The sequence below is a fragment of the Mesorhizobium metallidurans STM 2683 genome, assembly GCF_000350085.1.
Classification (GTDB): domain Bacteria; phylum Pseudomonadota; class Alphaproteobacteria; order Rhizobiales; family Rhizobiaceae; genus Mesorhizobium; species Mesorhizobium metallidurans.
The window spans coordinates 1-16,896 of record NZ_CAUM01000053.1 but is presented as its reverse complement, the minus strand read 5'-3'; the positions used below and the strand labels follow the sequence as shown (position 1 = coordinate 16,896).

Annotated in this window: 17 protein-coding genes and 1 tRNA gene; 10 read left to right on the top strand and 8 right to left on the bottom strand. The window is 63.2% G+C overall.

Translation table 11 applies throughout. The features are described 5' to 3' along the window. Positions 1 to 810 (top strand): hypothetical protein (locus MESS2_RS09135; RefSeq protein ID WP_209436087.1); only part of this gene is annotated, 810 nt, incomplete at its 5' end. Positions 811 to 944: 134 nt separating this feature from the next. Here MESS2_RS09135 and MESS2_RS09130 read toward each other — a convergent pair. The 3 genes from MESS2_RS09130 to MESS2_RS09120 all read right to left on the bottom strand — a co-directional run bounded on the left by MESS2_RS09130 (position 945) and on the right by MESS2_RS09120 (position 1,926). After that, a tRNA-Glu gene (locus MESS2_RS09130) sits at positions 945 to 1,019 on the bottom strand. Between the two features lie 91 nt (positions 1,020 to 1,110). Then, positions 1,111 to 1,518, bottom strand: a complete 408-nt coding sequence (locus MESS2_RS09125) for a VOC family protein (protein ID WP_008873900.1) — start codon at positions 1,516 to 1,518, stop codon at positions 1,111 to 1,113. Between the two features lie 24 nt (positions 1,519 to 1,542). Further along, positions 1,543 to 1,926 carry a hypothetical protein gene (locus MESS2_RS09120; protein ID WP_008873899.1) on the bottom strand — a complete coding sequence of 128 codons (384 nt, stop codon included), beginning with the start codon at positions 1,924 to 1,926 and terminating at the stop codon, positions 1,543 to 1,545. A 24-nt stretch (positions 1,927 to 1,950) separates the two neighbouring features. Here MESS2_RS09120 and MESS2_RS09115 point away from each other — a divergent pair, with 24 nt between their 5' ends. Together MESS2_RS09115 and rpoH are read left to right on the top strand one after the other, a co-directional pair. After that, complete coding sequence (locus tag MESS2_RS09115; RefSeq protein WP_008873898.1) at positions 1,951 to 3,021, top strand: RluA family pseudouridine synthase; 1,071 nt, start codon at positions 1,951 to 1,953, stop codon at positions 3,019 to 3,021. A gap of 207 nt (positions 3,022 to 3,228) precedes the next feature. Next, positions 3,229 to 4,140 (top strand): RNA polymerase sigma factor RpoH, encoded by a 912-nt coding sequence (gene rpoH / locus MESS2_RS09110; RefSeq protein WP_006327985.1) that lies wholly within the window; start codon positions 3,229 to 3,231, stop codon positions 4,138 to 4,140. A gap of 297 nt (positions 4,141 to 4,437) precedes the next feature. On the opposite strand, the gene MESS2_RS09105 is transcribed toward rpoH, so the two are convergent. The 4 genes from MESS2_RS09105 to MESS2_RS09090 all read right to left on the bottom strand — a co-directional run bounded on the left by MESS2_RS09105 (position 4,438) and on the right by MESS2_RS09090 (position 6,956). Beyond that, positions 4,438 to 5,310, bottom strand: a complete 873-nt coding sequence (locus tag MESS2_RS09105; RefSeq protein ID WP_008873895.1) for an MBL fold metallo-hydrolase — start codon at positions 5,308 to 5,310, stop codon at positions 4,438 to 4,440. A 146-nt stretch (positions 5,311 to 5,456) separates the two neighbouring features. Then, positions 5,457 to 6,116, bottom strand: a complete 660-nt coding sequence (locus MESS2_RS09100; protein ID WP_008873894.1) for a peroxiredoxin — start codon at positions 6,114 to 6,116, stop codon at positions 5,457 to 5,459. Positions 6,117 to 6,306: 190 nt separating this feature from the next. Then, positions 6,307 to 6,672, bottom strand: coding sequence for a cell division protein ZapA (locus MESS2_RS09095; RefSeq protein ID WP_008873893.1), 366 nt, complete (start codon positions 6,670 to 6,672; stop codon positions 6,307 to 6,309). Between the two features lie 11 nt (positions 6,673 to 6,683). Beyond that, on the bottom strand, positions 6,684 to 6,956 hold the full coding sequence (locus MESS2_RS09090) for a DUF4164 domain-containing protein (protein ID WP_008873892.1): 273 nt from the start codon (positions 6,954 to 6,956) through the stop codon (positions 6,684 to 6,686). Between the two features lie 260 nt (positions 6,957 to 7,216). Between MESS2_RS09090 and tkt the strand changes: the two genes are divergently transcribed. From tkt to MESS2_RS09055, 7 genes are all read left to right on the top strand, one after another. Continuing rightward, complete coding sequence (tkt, locus tag MESS2_RS09085) at positions 7,217 to 9,208, top strand: transketolase (RefSeq protein WP_040592560.1); 1,992 nt, start codon at positions 7,217 to 7,219, stop codon at positions 9,206 to 9,208. 153 nt (positions 9,209 to 9,361) lie between these two features. Further along, the gene (gene gap, locus MESS2_RS09080) at positions 9,362 to 10,372 is read left to right on the top strand and encodes a type I glyceraldehyde-3-phosphate dehydrogenase (RefSeq protein ID WP_008873890.1); all 1,011 of its coding nucleotides are present in this window, start codon (positions 9,362 to 9,364) and stop codon (positions 10,370 to 10,372) included. 217 nt (positions 10,373 to 10,589) lie between these two features. After that, entirely contained in the window at positions 10,590 to 12,497 is a 1,908-nt protein-coding gene (locus MESS2_RS09075; protein ID WP_008873889.1) for a potassium/proton antiporter, read from the top strand. A 112-nt stretch (positions 12,498 to 12,609) separates the two neighbouring features. Continuing rightward, complete coding sequence (locus tag MESS2_RS09070) at positions 12,610 to 13,806, top strand: phosphoglycerate kinase (RefSeq protein ID WP_008873888.1); 1,197 nt, start codon at positions 12,610 to 12,612, stop codon at positions 13,804 to 13,806. Between the two features lie 127 nt (positions 13,807 to 13,933). Next, the gene (locus MESS2_RS09065; RefSeq protein ID WP_008873887.1) at positions 13,934 to 14,959 is read left to right on the top strand and encodes a class I fructose-bisphosphate aldolase; all 1,026 of its coding nucleotides are present in this window, start codon (positions 13,934 to 13,936) and stop codon (positions 14,957 to 14,959) included. Positions 14,960 to 15,111: 152 nt separating this feature from the next. Further along, on the top strand, positions 15,112 to 15,852 hold the full coding sequence (locus tag MESS2_RS09060; protein ID WP_008873886.1) for a DUF899 domain-containing protein: 741 nt from the start codon (positions 15,112 to 15,114) through the stop codon (positions 15,850 to 15,852). A 59-nt stretch (positions 15,853 to 15,911) separates the two neighbouring features. Further along, positions 15,912 to 16,628, top strand: coding sequence for an SGNH/GDSL hydrolase family protein (locus MESS2_RS09055; RefSeq protein WP_008873885.1), 717 nt, complete (start codon positions 15,912 to 15,914; stop codon positions 16,626 to 16,628). Between the two features lie 24 nt (positions 16,629 to 16,652). Here the strand turns inward: MESS2_RS09055 and MESS2_RS30810 are convergent, their stop codons facing one another. Continuing rightward, complete coding sequence (locus tag MESS2_RS30810; RefSeq protein ID WP_008873884.1) at positions 16,653 to 16,814, bottom strand: hypothetical protein; 162 nt, start codon at positions 16,812 to 16,814, stop codon at positions 16,653 to 16,655. Positions 16,815 to 16,896: the final 82 nt, after the last annotated feature.

Sequence of the window (16,896 nt, the reverse complement as noted above, 5' to 3'; positions counted from 1 at the left end):
GTCTACGATGTTTATGATAGTCGAGGGCGCCTCGTCACGCGACCAAAAGTCTATCGCACTACTCTGGAGAGACGGCGTCGCGCGGCCCCCGAGAAGTTGGCAAAGGCAGGTGAAATCAGAGTCACTTCCGACGGCGATTCGTGGGTTAACATCTTGTGGCCGTTGTCGGCCGTTGCCGGTTACAGCCAGACATTTTTCGATATTATCGAAGCCGATCCCCGCTACTACGCAACTGGTACGGCCTATCCCGGCGATACGTTCCAACAGATTCGCGTCGAGAAAGACTACCGGCAGAATGTAGCTTCGGAGTCATTCGATTATTTCATCATGTCGGCAGGCGGAAACGACTTTCTTGGGGGTGGCGCGCTGCGGAACCTACTCCGGTGGCGTGAAGAAGGAGACGGAATCGATCCGACAAGCCATCTCAACATGTCGTGGCTGCAAATGAGCCTCGAAACATTGCGCTCCGGGTACCAAGAAATCGCCGATGACGTCCGTTCCACCTCTGGCAGCAAACGGACCAAGATGCTCGTCAACACATACGATTACCCTACACCTCGCCCGGACGGCATTTGGCTTGGGAAACCGTTGATCCAAAAGGGTTACAATCTCAGGACCGACAAGACCCTCATTGATAAGATCATGAAACACTTGGTCGATTCGTTCTATCTCACGCTTAGGCGAGTCAGGCACATAACTGTAGTTGATGTCCGCGATACGGTAAAAGGACGCTGGACGGACGAACTCCACCCCAAGAAAGCAGGCTCAATCGACGTTGCCAAGAAATTCAAGGCCGTCATGGAGGCCTAGCGTTGCTAATAACGTGACCAGTGATTGACGGAAAGGATAGCTGCCAAGCTGATGGATGGCGATGATGGCTTTCCAGCCGAGAAGGTGCGCACACGGGCGACGGAGAAACACTCCTGCCAAGCGCTTTGAGCTGTTGGTACGCCCAAGGGGAATCGAACCCCTGTTCCCGCCGTGAGAGGGCGGTGTCCTGACCGCTAGACGATGGGCGCGTTCAAGAACCGGCGATATAGGCTGACGGCCGGGAAAAAGCAACTGGGCTTCCGACACTCCGGCCGCAGCCGCGATCCGTCGCCGGCAAGCCTACCGTTTCGGCTCGATCAGGTCCCAGAGATTGCCATGGAGATCGGTGAAAACCGCCACCGTGCCATAGGGCTCATGGCGCGGCGCCTCGCGGAACTCGACGCCCTTTTCCAGCATCGTCGCGTGGTCGCGGGCGAAGTCGTCGGTCTCCAAGAACAGGAAGACACGGCCGCCGGTCTGGTTGCCGATGGCATTTCCTTGCGCCTCGTCCGCCGCCTCGGCCAGCAGCAGCCGCGCGCCTTGTCCGTTCGCCGGCGCGACCGTGACCCAACGCTTGCCGCCACCGAGATCGACATCATCGGTGAGGGAAAAACCGAGCTTGCCGACGTACCAGGAAATCGCCTCGTCATAATTCCTGACCACGAGCGCGACTGTCGCGACGCGGCGGCCTTCAGCAAAGCCTGTCATTGTTGCGGGCCCAATTTATTGCAGTCATCTGTTCCGGATTGCGAAGCGCCCGATGATGCGGCGCTCGGCAATGTCATAGACGAAGATCGCGCGGCTGCCGTCGGCCAGCTCGGCGTCGATGGCGACGCGGTTGCCGGAAAGCGACTGGCTGACGATTTTGGCGCCGATCGGCAGCACGATGTCGCCGGTCAGCGGCTCGCCTGCCGGCGCCTGGATGTCGCCCACCGGCAGCGGACTGGCGGGCGGCGCGTTGCGCGCTTTGTAGACAAGTGCTGCGATCACCACCATAAGGGCGAGGAAGAGCAGGCCGAGATTGATGGCCATGAAGCGCACGAGTTTCCTCCGCACGCTTTCGACTTTGGGGTCGAGAGGCTTTTCTTCTTCTTCCTCGGCGAGCGACCTGGCCATGCAAGAATTCCGGAACGATTTTCGATGAGCGCTCATAACGAAGAGGCCCCCGAATTGATAGAGGACCAATTGATAGAGGACCAATTCATAGAGGGCGGATCGACGGTGGTGGTGGCTGGAGCCGATGCGGCCGGCCAGCGCCTCGACCAATGGCTGGCGGGCAAGCTCGGTCCGGACATGTCGCGCAGCCGCGTGCAGATGCTGATAAGGCAGGGCGCGGTCAGCATCGGCGGCAAGCCGGTCGACGAGGCCAAGCGCAAGCTGGCCGCCGGCGACCGCGTCTCGGTCGACATGCCGGAGCCTGAACCGGCCGAGCCGCAAGGCGAGGCGATCGCCCTCGACATCCTCTATGAAGACAGCGAACTGATCGTCATCAACAAGCCGGCGGGGCTGGTCGTGCATCCCGGCGCCGGCAACTGGACCGGCACGCTGGTCAACGCGCTGATCCACCATTGCGGCGACAGTCTTTCCGGCATCGGCGGCGTGCGGCGGCCGGGCATCGTCCATCGCCTCGACAAGGAGACCAGCGGCGTCATGGTCGTCGCCAAGACAGACCGCGCCCACAAGGCCTTGTCGGAGGCGTTTGCCGACCACGGCCGGACCGGCGATCTCAAACGCGCCTATCTGGCGCTGGTCTGGGGTATACCGCCAAGGCCTGCCGGAACGGTCGACGCGCCGCTTGGCCGCGCCGCCGACCGCGTGCGCCGCGCTGTGGTGCCGGAGGGCAGCGACGATGCCCGCCACGCGATCACCCATTTCACCGTAGTCGAGCGCTTCGGCGAAAAGCAGCAGGAATTTGCCACGGCAAGCCTGGTCGAATGCCGGCTGGAGACCGGCCGCACCCACCAGATCCGCGTCCACATGGCCCATATCGGTCATCCCGTCGTCGGCGATCCCGATTACGGCCAGGCCTTCCGCACCAAGGCGAACCGGCTGCCCGAGCCGCTCAAGGGGCGGGTGAAGACATTTTCACGACAGGCATTGCATGCCCGCCTTCTTGAATTCCGGCATCCGACCACCCATCTGACGATGAGGTTCGAGGCGCCGATGCCAAGGGACATGCAGGGACTTGTCGGTGGCTTTCGTAAACTCTGAACCGCTTTCGTCCAGTCAAAACCTGATCGGTAAAACCTGACCGGCGTTGTTCACTTTGGCGTGACACACTGTTTCGTGTTGAACAAATGCTGTCTTTTCTGGTTTTGTTCCTATATAAATCGGTTGTCGCGAGCGAGCCTTTTGGTGCTCGCGTCACATGCCCGCCGCGTTTCGGGGGCATCACTCCAATAGAGAGGGGGCGCTATCATGGCCCAGTCATTACCCAGTATCGTTTCCGGCGAAGGCGGCCTCAGCCGCTACCTGGAAGAAATCCGACGCTTTCCCATGCTTCAGCCACAGGAAGAGTACATGCTCGCCAAGCGTTACGCCGAGCATGAGGACACCACGGCCGCGCACAAGCTTGTCACCAGCCATTTGCGGCTCGTCGCCAAGATCGCCATGGGCTATCGCGGCTACGGCCTGCCGATCGGCGAGGTGATCTCGGAAGGCAATGTCGGCCTGATGCAGGCCGTCAAGAAATTCGAACCGGAGCGTGGCTTCCGCCTCGCCACCTACGCCATGTGGTGGATCAAGGCCTCGATCCAGGAATACATCCTGCGCTCGTGGAGCCTGGTCAAGATGGGCACGACCGCCAACCAGAAGCGTCTGTTCTTCAACCTGCGCAAGGTGAAGGGCAAGATCCAGGCGCTCGACGACGGCGATTTGAAGCCTGACCAGATCGCCGAGATCGCCACAAGGCTGAACGTCTCTGAAGCCGAAGTCGTGTCGATGAACCGCCGCCTGTCGGGCGACGCTTCGCTCAACGCGCCGATCCGGGCCAGCGAAGGTGAATCCGGCGAATGGCAGGACTGGTTGGTCGACGACCACGAAAGCCAGGAAGAGATGCTGATCGAGCAGGACGAGTTGGAAAACCGGCGCGGCATGCTGTCCGGCGCTCTTGCCGTGCTCAACGACCGCGAGCGGCGCATCTTCGAGGCGCGCCGCCTGGCCGAGGAGCCGCTGACGCTGGAAGAGTTGTCGGCCGAGTTCGACATCAGCCGCGAGCGCGTGCGCCAGATCGAGGTGCGCGCCTTCGAGAAGGTGCAGGACGCGGTCAAGGCCGCGGCCAAGCGCCAGATGCAGGCCCTGCGCACCATCGAGGCGCAGCCGGCGGCGTAACACGCTCCTGGCAGGATTATACAACGGCGGCGTCAGGAGACTGGCGCCGCCGTTTGTCTTTACCGGTTCCACCAGCGTCGGCGCTGCCCCTCATCTGCCTGCCGGCATCTTCTCCCCGTGAACGGGGAGAAGGGGCTGGCCGCAACCTTGGCTCCGTCTCTGCAACGTTGGGAATTGGCGAAATCTTCGGCGGAAGCATCTTTCTCCCCGTCACTATACGGGGAGAAATGTCCGGCAGGACAATGAGGGGCGGCGCTGATTTCCCAGAAGACGCAGCGCCGTCTGCTGACGACCCGTTCAAAGCCCATCCAGCGGAAACTTCAGATACCGGCGGCCATTGGCTTCGGGTTCCGGCAGGCGGCCGCCGTTCATGTTGACCTGCAGCGCGTGCAGGATCAGTCTCGGCATCGGCAGCGTCCTGTCGCGCGCCTCGCGCAAGGCGACGAAATCTGCCTCGGTCCTGCAGGCGGCGACATGGATATTCCCCACCTTCTGCTCCGCCACCGTGCTTTCCCATCGCGCTTCGCGCCCGCCGGCCTGGTAGTCATGCCCGACGAACAGGCGCGTCTCCTCCGGCAGCGCCAGAATGTCCCGGATCGAGCGCCACAGCCGCGCGGCGCTGCCGCCGGGAAAGTCGGCTCTCGCCGTGCCGCTGTCCGGCATGAACAGCGTGTCGTGGACGAAGGCCGCATCGCCGATCACATAGCTGATGGAGGCCAGCGTGTGGCCAGGCGAGAAGAGCACCCTGACGGGGAGAGTTCCGATCCGGAAGGTCTCGCCATCGGCAAACAGCCTGTCCCACTGCGAACCGTCGGCGGGAAAATCCGGCCAGTTGTAGATCGCCTTCCACAATGTCTGGACGTCGACGATCCTGTCGCCGATCGCCGTTGGCGCTCCGGTCCGCTGTTTGAGATAATGCGCGGCCGAGAAATGGTCGGCATGCGGATGGGTGTCGAGGATCCATTCGACGCTCAACCCGCGCTCCCTGACGAAGTCGAGCAAGGCGTCGGCGCTCTTCGTGCCGGTTGCCCCGGACCTCTCGTCGAAGTCGAGGATCGGGTCGATGATGGCGCATCGCTTCGTCGTCTGGTCGGCGACGACATATTGGATGGCCCCCGTCGGCTTGTCGTAGAAGCCTCTGACCTGTGGCTTCGCCAAAGCTACGTGCAATTCCAGCTTCCTCAAACCAACGCCCGGCAGGAATGATTTTCTCTGCCGGAACCCGAGAGGAGCATGGTTGTCCACTCGGGTGGGGTCAGTCAAGCATCACTTGCCCCGCAAGAGCGAGAAAGCCAAAAACTGTTCCGAAGCGCGGGTCAAGCAGAAGGCTGCTTGGTCTTCCTGAGATAGGGCAGGATCGTCTCGTAGGCGCCGAAACGCTTGATCGCGTCTTCGTTGGAGACGGCGGCGGTGATGATGACATCCTCGCCCTGCTTCCAGTTCGCCGGCGTCGCCACCTGGTGCTTGGCGGTCAATTGCATGGAATCGATGGCACGCAGGATCTCATCGAAGTTGCGGCCGGTCGTCATCGGATAGGTGAGGACCAGCTTGATCTTCTTGTCGGGACCGACGACGTAGACCGAACGCACCGTCGCGTTGTCGGCCGGCGTGCGGCCTTCCGAGGTCTCGCCGGCGCCCGCCGGCAGCATGTCGTAGAGTTTGGCGACCTTGAGATCCCTGTCGCCGATCAGCGGATACTGCACCGAATGGCCGGTCGCCGTCTTGATGTCGTCCTGCCATTTGGCATGGCTCGCGACCGGATCGACGGAAATGCCGATGATCTTGACGTTGCGCTTCTTGAACTCGCCTTCCAGCCCGGCCATCGTGCCGAGTTCCGTCGTGCAGACCGGCGTGAAATTCTTCGGATGGCTGAACAGCACCGCCCAGCCGTCACCGATCCATTCATGGAAGCTGATCGGCCCGTGCGTGGTGTCGGCGGTGAAATCCGGTGCGATGTCGTTGATACGAAGGCCCATGGCGTGTCCCTACCCTGTCATTGCAGATTGCGGCCGGCACTGAGCGCAAACGCCGCCTTTGCCCTTCTACCACTCCGGCGTCATCCTTCAAACGCCTTTTGCAGCCGGCATTGGCGTCGGCGGTGAAAAATTTTTATCTTTTTCGGCAAATGCGACAGGAATTTCCGCCGCGAGTGGCGACCTCGCCGGCTCAGGCCTTCTTCACCGCCAGCGTCGTCGCCAGATCCTCCATGCGCTGGGCCAGCGCCCCAAGCGCGCCGGTCAGCGCGCTGTCGTTCTTGTCGGCCTTGGTCAGCGCGTCGTCGCGCGTCTTGCGCAGCGTCAGCACTTCCGTCTCCATGCCCTTGACCCGCTTTTGCAGCTCGGAAAGCTCGTCCATGACCATGATGCCGGCCATCACGGTCAGCCTCTGGTCGCCGATCTCGCCGAACGAATCCTTCAGATGCAGGACATAGCGGTCGAAGCGCTCGGCAAGGTCGATCAGATGCTCTTCCTGGCCCTCGTCGCAGGCCATGCGATATTGCTTGCCGTCGATGGAAACCGTGACTTGTGCCATTGGGCCAGCCCCTATCTGTCCAGCACGGCGCGGATGGTTTCCATGGCGGTCACCAGCCGGCGCGAGACTTCCTTGTTGGCATCCTCCAGCCGTTCGGCGCGCGCTTCGGAATTGTCGAGTTCCTGCGCCAGCCGCGAGCGGTCGGCGTTCATGCGCTGCACCTCTGCCTCGGCCTCCGAATAGTCCCGCTCGTGTTCGAGCTTGACCGCGACAGCGTTTTCCAGCCCCTCGATGGCTTTACCCAGCCTGGCGATAACTTCTTTAAGCGTCGTTTCCCCGGTCATGGCTTTCGTCCTGCGCCCTGCCCATCACCGAATCATTCACGTTCAGAACGCGTTATGTCGGAAACATTACGCGCCGTGTGAAGGCGACGTCAATAAAGCTCTCGCGACTGTCCCCTGCTAACGCTAATGTAGCGGGGTTACGGCATCACAAGACCGGCAAAAACGCACCGATTTGTTGACTCAAGGGCCGCGCCTGCTATGTGTCGCGCACCCCTTCCAAGGCCTCTCCCAAGGCCCCAAACCCCCACCCCGGAGGAACGATGACGTCGCGTGAACAACATGACCGGATGGCAAATGCGATCCGTTTTCTTTCCATGGACGCCGTCGAGAAGGCGAATTCCGGTCACCCCGGCCTGCCCATGGGCTGCGCCGATATCGCCACGGTGCTGTTCACGCGCTTTCTGAAATACGATCCGAAGAACCCCCACTGGCCCGACCGCGACCGTTTCATCCTGTCGGCCGGGCATGGTTCGATGCTGCTCTATTCGCTGCTTCACCTGACCGGCTACGAGGACATGACCCTCGACCAGATCAAGCACTTCCGCCAGTTGGGGTCGAAGACCGCGGGCCATCCCGAATACGGCCATGCCACGGGCATCGAGACGACGACCGGCCCGCTCGGCCAGGGCCTCGCCAATTCGGTCGGCTTCGCGCTCGGCGAGCGCATCATGAACGCCGCCTTCGGCAACGACCTCGTCGACCACTACACCTATGTGCTGGCCGGTGACGGCTGCCTGATGGAGGGCGTCAGCCAGGAGGCCATCGCGCTTGCCGGGCACCTCAAGCTCAACAAGCTGATTGTCTTCTGGGACAACAACAACATCTCGATCGACGGGCCGGTATCGCTGGCCGACAACACCGATCAGGTCGCCCGCTTCCAGGCCTCCGGCTGGAACGCCAGCCACATTGACGGCCAGGATCCCGAAGCGATCGCCTATGCCATCGAGGCTGCCCGCCACTCCGACAAGCCGACGATGATCGCCTGCAAGACCACCATCGGCTTCGGCGCCCCGACCAAGGCCGGCACCAACAAGGCGCATGGCTCGCCGCTCGGCGCCGAGGAAATTGCCGGCGCGCGGAAGTTCTTCAACTGGGATTCACCTCCCTTCGAGATTCCGGCCGACATCCTCGATGCGTGGCGCACCGCCGGCGAGGCTGGCGCCAAGCCCCGCACCGACTGGGAAGGCCGCCTCGCCAAGGCCGACGCCAAACTGCGCGGCGAATTCGAGCGCCGCATCGCTGGCAAGCTGCCTTCGAATTTCGATGCCGTCATCGCCGACTACAAGAAGAAGCTCTCGGCCGACAAGCCGAAGGTCGCCACCCGCAAATCGTCGGAGATGGCGCTGGAAGTCATCAATGGCGCGGTGCCTGAAACCATCGGCGGCTCTGCCGACCTGACCGGTTCCAACAACACCAAGACCAGCCAGACCAAGAACATCACCCCGGACGATTACGGCCAGCGCTATGTCCACTATGGCATCCGCGAGCATGGCATGGCCGCGGCGCTCAACGGCTTGACGCTGCATGGCGGCCTCATCGCCTATGGCGGCACCTTCATGTGCTTCTCCGACTACGCGCGCCCGTCGATGCGGCTTGCCTGCCTGATGGGTATCCGCTCGATCTTCGTCATGACCCATGATTCCATTGGTCTCGGCGAAGACGGCCCGACCCACCAGCCGGTCGAGCATCTGGCGGCACTTCGCGCTATTCCGAACCACAATGTCTTCCGCCCGGCCGACGCGGTCGAAACCGCCGAATGCTGGCAGTTGGCCCTCGAGACGGAAAAGACGCCGTCGACGCTGGCGCTGACCCGGCAGAACCTGCCGACGGTGCGCACCGAATACTCGGCCAAGAACCTGAGCAGCCTGGGCGCCTACGAGTTGGCTCCGGCTAGCGGCGACGCGGCGGTGACGATCTTCGCCACCGGTTCCGAGGTCGAGATCGCACTGGCTGCCCGCGAACTGCTGGAGAAGCATGGCCACCCGACCCGCGTGGTCTCGGTTCCCTGCTTCGAACTGTTCGACAAGCAGAGCGACGACTACCGCAAGAAGACGATCGGCAACGCGCCGATAAGGATGGCGATCGAAGCCGGCATCCGCCAGGGCTGGGATCATCTCATCGGCATCGACGGCATCTTCATCGGCATGACCGGCTTCGGCGCTTCGGGCTCGATCGAACAGCTCTACCCGCATTTCGGCATCACCGCCGAGGCCGCTGCCAAGGCGATCGAAGCCCGCCTGCACGGCAAGTAAGGGATCGAGGCACCGCGAAATCGCGCAAAGCGGTTTCGCGGGGCTGGCCTAACCTAATCGATTTAAATCCATGTCGCTGCGGCTGGATTCTTTCCGTCTCCGCCGCTATGAAGCTGCGGACCAAATTGCCTTCCAGCTCCCAGGGAGAGAAAAATGACCGTCAGAATTGCCATCAACGGATTCGGCCGCATCGGCCGCAACATCCTGCGCGCCATCCATGAATCCGGCCGCAAGGACATCGACGTCGTTGCCGTCAACGACCTCGGCCCGGTCGAGACCAACGCGCATCTCTTGCGCTACGACAGCGTGCATGGCCGCTTCCCGCATGAAGTGACGGTGTCCGGCGATCAGATCACCGTCGGCAAGGAGAAATTCAAGGTCACCGCGATCAAGGATCCGACGCAGCTGCCGTGGAAGGAACTCGGCATCGACATCGCGCTCGAATGCACCGGCATCTTCACCGCGCGCGACAAGGCCGCCGCGCACCTGACCGCCGGCGCCAAGCGCGTCATCGTCTCGGCCCCGGCCGAAGGCGCCGACCTCACCGTCGTCTATGGCATCAACCACGACAAGCTGACCAAGGACCACATCGTCATCTCCAATGCGTCGTGCACCACCAACTGCCTGGCGCCGCTGGCGGCCGTGCTGCACGACGCCGTCGGCATCGAAAAGGGCATGATGACGACGATCCACTCCTACACCGGCGACCAGCCGACGCTGGACACGATGCACAAGGATCTCTACCGCGCCCGCGCCGCGGCCCTGTCGCAGATCCCGACCTCGACGGGTGCCGCCAAGGCGATCGGCCTCGTGCTGCCCGATCTCAAGGGCAAGCTCGACGGCATCTCGATCCGCGTGCCGACCCCCAACGTCTCGGTCGTCGACTTCAAGTTCATCGCCAAGCGCTCGACCACCGTGCAGGAAATCAACGAAGCGGTGATCGCCGCTTCCAACGGCAAGCTGAAGGGCATTCTCGGCGTCACCCACCATCCGAACGTGTCGATCGACTTCAACCACGATCCGCATTCCTCGGTCATGGCGCTCGATCAGACCAAGGTGATGGACGGAAACTTCGTTTCGGTGCTGTCCTGGTACGACAATGAATGGGGCTTCTCCAACCGCATGGGCGACACATCGGTCGCCTTCGGCAAGACCATCGCCTGATCTCTTCTCCTCGCGACCTGAAAACGCCCGGCTTCGTCCGGGCGTTTTCATTGGAGCGCCGCAGGTGCAGCGGCCGGCACGATTGTGCTCTGAGCGTCAAAACCTGCGAAAATCAGCGGCATAGGCCAAAAAGCCGCCCTCCCGCCTTGCACTGGTCACGTCTTCGCCTCACTCTCCCGCAATTCGAGAGGGACACGAATGTGAGGGGCAAATTCGGATGGAGCACGCGATCTATCTCGTAACGCTGGTCGGCACCGCGCTCGTCGTTGCCGCCGCGTTTTCGAGCCTGATCGCCTTCCGCTTCGGCGCCCCTCTCCTGCTGCTGTTTTTGTGTATCGGCCTCGCCACCGGAACCGACGGCCTCGGCATCGAGTTCGACAATGCACGGCTGGCTTATTTTGCCGGCTCACTGGCGCTGGCCGTCATCCTGTTCGATTCCGGCTTTGGCACGCCGCTCAACGCCTTGCGGCAGGCGGCAGGGCCGGCGCTGTCGCTGGCAACGTTCGGCGTGTTACTGACCACCGGCCTGTTCGGTGCCGCCGCTCACTATTTTCTCGATCTCACCTGGCTGGAATCCTTCCTGCTGGGGGCTGCCGTCGCCTCGACCGACGCGGCGGCGGTCTTCTTCCTGTTGCGCGCCGGCGAGATCAATCTGCGCGAGCGTGTGCGATCCACGCTCGAAGTGGAGTCCGGCACCAATGATCCGATTGCCATTTTCCTGACCATCACCCTGGTCGAGCTCATCGCGGCTCACGCCAACCCTGAAGCCAAGATGCTGGTCACCGACCTTTTCCTCGGCTTCCTCATCAATATGGGACTTGGCGCCGTTGTCGGCGTGCTCGGCGGCCTCGCCATCGTGCGCCTCGTCGACCGGCTCAATCTCGATCACGGCCTGCTGCCGATCTTCGTGCTGACACTGTCGTTGATGGTGTTTGCCGCCGCCGGTGCCATTGGCGGCTCCGGTTTTCTGGCGGTCTATCTCGCCGGCCTGGTTGCCGGCAATTCAGACATCCGCGCCGTCACCATCCTCAAGCGCTTCCAGGACGGCATGTCGTGGCTGGCGCAGATCATCATGTTCCTGATCCTCGGCCTGTTCGCCACGCCCTCGCAATTTCCGGCCATCCTGGTGCCGGCGGTGCTGCTTGGCCTGTTCCTGATCTTCGTCGCGCGGCCGATCGCCGTCTGGCTCTGCCTGATCCCATTTCGCCTGCCGCGCCCTGAGATCGCCTTCATTTCCTGGGTCGGCCTGCGTGGCGCGGTGTCGATCCTGCTCGCCATCACCCCGGTACTCGGTGGCCTGGATAACGGCCGCTTCATCTTCAATATCGCCTTCATCATCGTGCTGGTGTCGCTGGTCGTGCAGGGATGGACCGTCGGCCCGCTGGCGCGCCGCCTCGGCCTGATCGTGCCGGCCCGCCTCGGTCCACTGGACAAGGTCGAGCTCGAACTGCCGGGTTCCGCCCATCACGAACTTCTCGCCTACCGCGTGGCGCCCGGCAGCCCGGTGGCGCGCGGCGAGCGCATTCCGCGCTGGGCGCGGCCCTCGCTGGTGCTGCGCGACGGTCGCTCGATGCGCTTCCAGGACATGGGCAGGCTGACCGCCGGCGACCACGTCTACATCTTCGTGCCGGACCGCTATCCGCGCCTGCTCGACAAGCTGTTCGCCAGCCGGGCCGTGGTCGATCCCGAGGATGCGGATTTCTTCGGCGCCTTCGCCGTCGACCCGGCGCGTTCTGCCGCGGAACTGGAAGCCGCCTATGCGCCTGGCCTGACCGAGGAGGAACGCAAGCTGACCGTCGGCGCCCTGGTGACGGCGCGGCTCGGCGGCCACGCCGAATACGCCGACCGCGTGCTGCTTGGCCCGATCGAATTGATCGTCCGCGACGTCGACGACAAGGGCAGGATCACGGGCCTTGGCCTTTCCTTCGAACCGACCGCACCGGTGGCGCGGGTGCCGGTGTTCCTGAGCGCCGGCGAGATCGGTGACCGCATCGCCGCCTTCGTCCGCAATTGGCGCAAGCCGCCGCCCGAAGCGCAGATTGGCGAGACGCCAATTGCCGAGGCACAGGCGGACGCGAAACCGACACCGGAACCAGTCGCCGAAAAGGCAGCGACCGAGAACTGACTACTCCGACCCGGGCGGCCGGCGGTCATATTTTCCATCTGGCCCGACCGCGGGTCTTGCATCATCGTTGGCGCGGGGTATGGTCCCGGCGATTTTCGCGAAAGGGATCAGCATGGCCGGCTTCAAGACACTGGATCACATCGGCAATATTGGCGGCAAGCGCGTGCTGGTGCGCGTCGACCTCAACGTTCCCGTCGCCGACGGCAAGGTCACCGACGCCACCCGTATCGAGCGCATCGCGCCGACCATCGCCGAGCTGTCCGGCAAGGGCGCCAAGGTCATCCTGCTTGCCCATTTCGGCCGCCCCAAGGATGGCCCCACTCCCGAATTCTCGCTCGAGCCGATCGCCCGGGCGACGGCGGAGGTGCTTGGCCGCCCCGTCGGCTTTGCATCCGACTGCATCGGCGACACGGCCGCAAGCGCCATCGCCGCCATGGACAAGGGCGACGTGCTGCTGCTTGAAAACACCCGTTTCTACAAGGCCGAGGAGAAGAACGACCCGACCTTCACCGAAAAGCTAGCCGCCAATGGCGACATATTCGTCAACGACGCCTTTTCCGCCGCGCACCGCGCCCATTCGTCGACGGAGGGGCTGGCGCAGCTTCTGCCGGCCTTTGCCGGGCGCACCATGCAGGCCGAACTCGACGCGCTGGAAAAGGGCCTCGGCAATCCTGTCCGTCCCGTCGTCGCCATCGTCGGCGGCGCCAAGGTCTCGACCAAGATCGACCTCTTGATGAATTTGGTGAAGAAGGTCGACGCGTTGGTCATCGGCGGCGGCATGGCCAACACCTTCCTTGCCGCGCGCGGCATCGATGTCGGGAAATCGCTCTGCGAGCACGACCTCGCCGGCACCGCCAAGCAGATCATGATCGAGGCGGCCGAGGCCGGCTGTGCCATCATCCTGCCGGTCGACGGCGTCGTCGCGAAGGAGTTCAAGGCGGGCGCTGCCAGCCAGACCGTCGCCATATCGGAAGTGCCGGCCGACAGCATGATCCTCGATGTCGGCGAAAAGACCGTGAAGACCGTTGTCGAATGGATCGACCGCGCCGCGACTCTGGTCTGGAACGGCCCGCTCGGCGCCTTCGAGATCGAACCGTTCGACCATGCGACGGTTGCGGCAGCCAAGCACGCAGTGGCGCGCACCAAGGCCGGCAAGCTGGTCTCCATCGCCGGCGGCGGCGATACGGTGGCGGCCCTCAACCACGCCGGCGTCGCCGACGATTTCACCTATGTCTCGACCGCCGGCGGCGCCTTTCTCGAATGGATGGAAGGCAAGCCTTTGCCCGGCGTCGACGCGCTGAAGCCCTGAAACGAGAGCGCTAAAGCGGCGCTTGCGACTTTCAATCGATTCGCGCTTGCCGCGGCTGAACGGTTCGACTTGAACCTCCCTCGCGCTAATGTTCTGCTAGGCGCGGACCAATTCAAGGAGAACCACAATGAGCGAACGTCTCGAGGATATCGCCGCCGCGATCGTGGCAGATGGCAAGGGTCTGCTGGCTGCCGACGAAAGCTCCGGCACCATCAAGAAGCGCTTCGACGTCATCGGTGTGGAATCCACCGCCGACAGCCGCCGCGACTATCGCGAGATGATGTTCCGCGCCTCCGACGCGATGACCAGGTACATTTCCGGCGTCATCCTCTATGACGAGACCATCCGCCAGAAGGCCGCCGACGGCACGCCGCTGGTCGACATTATCAAGGCTTCAGGCGCCATCCCCGGCATCAAGGTCGACGCCGGCGCCAAGCCTCTGGCCGGCTTCCCCGGCGACACAATCACCGAGGGCCTCGACGGCCTGCGCGAGCGCCTCGCCGACTACTACAAGATGGGCGCCCGCTTCGCCAAATGGCGCGCCGTGATCGACATCGAAATTTCCAAGGGCGTGCCTTCCGCCACCTCGATCGGCTCCAACGCCCATGCTCTGGCCCGTTATGCGGCACTTTGCCAGGAGGCCGGCATCGTGCCGATCGTCGAGCCGGAGGTGCTGATGGACGGCGCCCACGACATCGCCACCTGCTACGAGATCAGCAAGGCCACGCTGATAAAGCTCTACACCGAACTCCATGCCGCGCGCGTCGTGCTGGAAGGCACCATCCTGAAACCGAACATGGTGCTGGCCGGCAAGAAATCGGGCAAGGTGAGCAGTCCGGAAGAGGTCGCCGAAAAGACCATAAAACTGTTCCGCGAGACGGTGCCGGCGGCGGTGCCGGGCATCGCCTTCCTCTCCGGCGGTCAGGAGGACGAGGAAGCGACCGCCAATCTCAACGCCATTAACGCCATCGGCCCGCATCCGTGGAAGCTGACCTTCTCCTATGGCCGCGCCCTGCAGGCGGCCCCGCAGAAGGCATGGAGCGGCAAGGCGGCGAATGTCGCCGCCGGCCAGGCCGCCTTCGCCCATCGCGCCCACATGAACCATCTGGCGGCGCTTGGAAAATGGCAGCCGGCGCTGGAAAAGGCCGCCTGAGCGGACATTTTCCTTGTTATCTCAACCCGGGCCTTGCGCCCGGGTTTGTTTGATACGAAGCCGCGATCACGTTCCTGCGTGAGAAAACGTCGCCAGCCGTGTCGGCTTGGTTTCCTGCTGAACGTCCTCTGGGAGAAAAGAGGAGCAGGCTCATGCCAAGCAACAAGACCGTTTCACGCGAAGACTGGTTCCAGGCGCACAAGGCGCATCTGTCGCGCGAGAAGGAATTGACGCGGTTTCGCGATCGCATCGCCGCCGAACGCCGCGAATTGCCGTGGCTGAAGATGCGCAAGGATTATGTCTTCGAGACCGAACAGGGGCCGAAGAAACTGGCCGGCCTGTTCGCCGGCAAAAGCCAGCTGATCGTCTATCACTTCATGTTCGGGCCGGGCGCCGACTACCGCTGCGAAGGCTGGTCCTTCCTCGCCGACCACATTGACGGCGCCAACCAGCATCTGAAGCACCACGACGTGTCGCTTGTCGTGGTGGCGCGAGCGCCCCTGGCCGAACTGCTGCCTTACAAGCTGCGCATGGGCTGGAAGTTCGACTGGGTGTCGTCCTACGCCTCGGATTTCAACTTCGACATGCAGGTTTCCTTCACCGACAAGCAGATCGCGGCTGGTGACACCACCTACAATTTCGACCAGCGCCCGCGAAAATCGAAGGATCTTCCCGGCGCCAGCGTGTTCTACCGGGATGAGGCCGGCGACATCTTCCTGACCTTCATGACACGCGCCCGCGGCGGCGACCCGCTGATCGGCGCCTATCACTATCTCGACATGACGCCGAAGGGCCGCAACGAAACCGGCCCCTATCACGGCCTGATGGACTGGGTGCGGCTGCATGACGAATATCAGGACAAGTCGAAATCGCAGGAGAGCTGTTGCGGCTGACAGGACAGGCCGCCGCCGGGTCGTTCACCTGAGGCTTCACATGCGCTAAGGCTGTTGCAATGCAGCGCCTTCCAGCCCTCCTCACCTGGCTCGCCTTCCCGGTCTATATCTGGCAGGGGCTCGGCGTGCGCCGCCGCACCACCCGCATGCTGCCGGCGCAGGGGCCGGTCATGCACGAGATAGCGGGCAAGGCGCCGGCGATCTCGCTGCTGGTGCTGGGCGATTCCTCGGCTGCTTCGGTCGGCATCGGCCATTCCGAAAATGGGCTCGCCGCGCAATTGGCTGTTCTGATCTCGCTACAGACCGGCCAGGCCGTGCGCTGGCGGGCGGCCGGCTTCAATTCCGCGACATCAGGCCAGATCCGCGACCACGTGCTGCCCAATCTGTCGGCCGATCCGTGGACGCATATCGTGCTTGCTATCGGCACCAACGACACCAAGAACTTCCATTCGGTACCACGCTTCAAGAAGGAATTCGGCGGCCTGCTCTACGCGCTGCGCGCCAAATGGCCGGAGGCGCGTGTCGTGTGGTCGCCGGTGCTGGAATTCACCCGGGCGCCGGCGATGCCGCCACTGCTCGGCAAGATCCTTGAAATCCGCGCCGTCGAGATGAACCGGATGGGCGAGCGCCTTTGCTTCGAGCGTGGTGCGGTACCGGCGCCGCGCCTGCCGATCACCGACCCGCAAGCCGGCTTTGCCTCGGACGGATTCCATGCCTCGGAAGCCGGCTACCGGGCTTGGGCGGAGCATCTCGTGGGCCTTGTGCTGACCGACTGACTGTCCGAGCCGGACTTGCTTGGCCTATGTCCAGTGCCCCAGCACCGCCGTTATCGAAATCGCCGCCATCGCCAGCAGCGCCAGCTTCCAGAAATCGCTGCGCCGCTTCAGCCCCGGCCAGCCGAGCGGCTTGATGAGCTGGATGACCATCATGGCGATGATGACGAGCGCGAGGAGTTTCGACATGCCGCCTTTGACTAGCGCATCGGCCCGAAAATCGAAATCGATTTCCGGTGATCCCTTGCGCGTTCAAGGATGCACGGCGCTC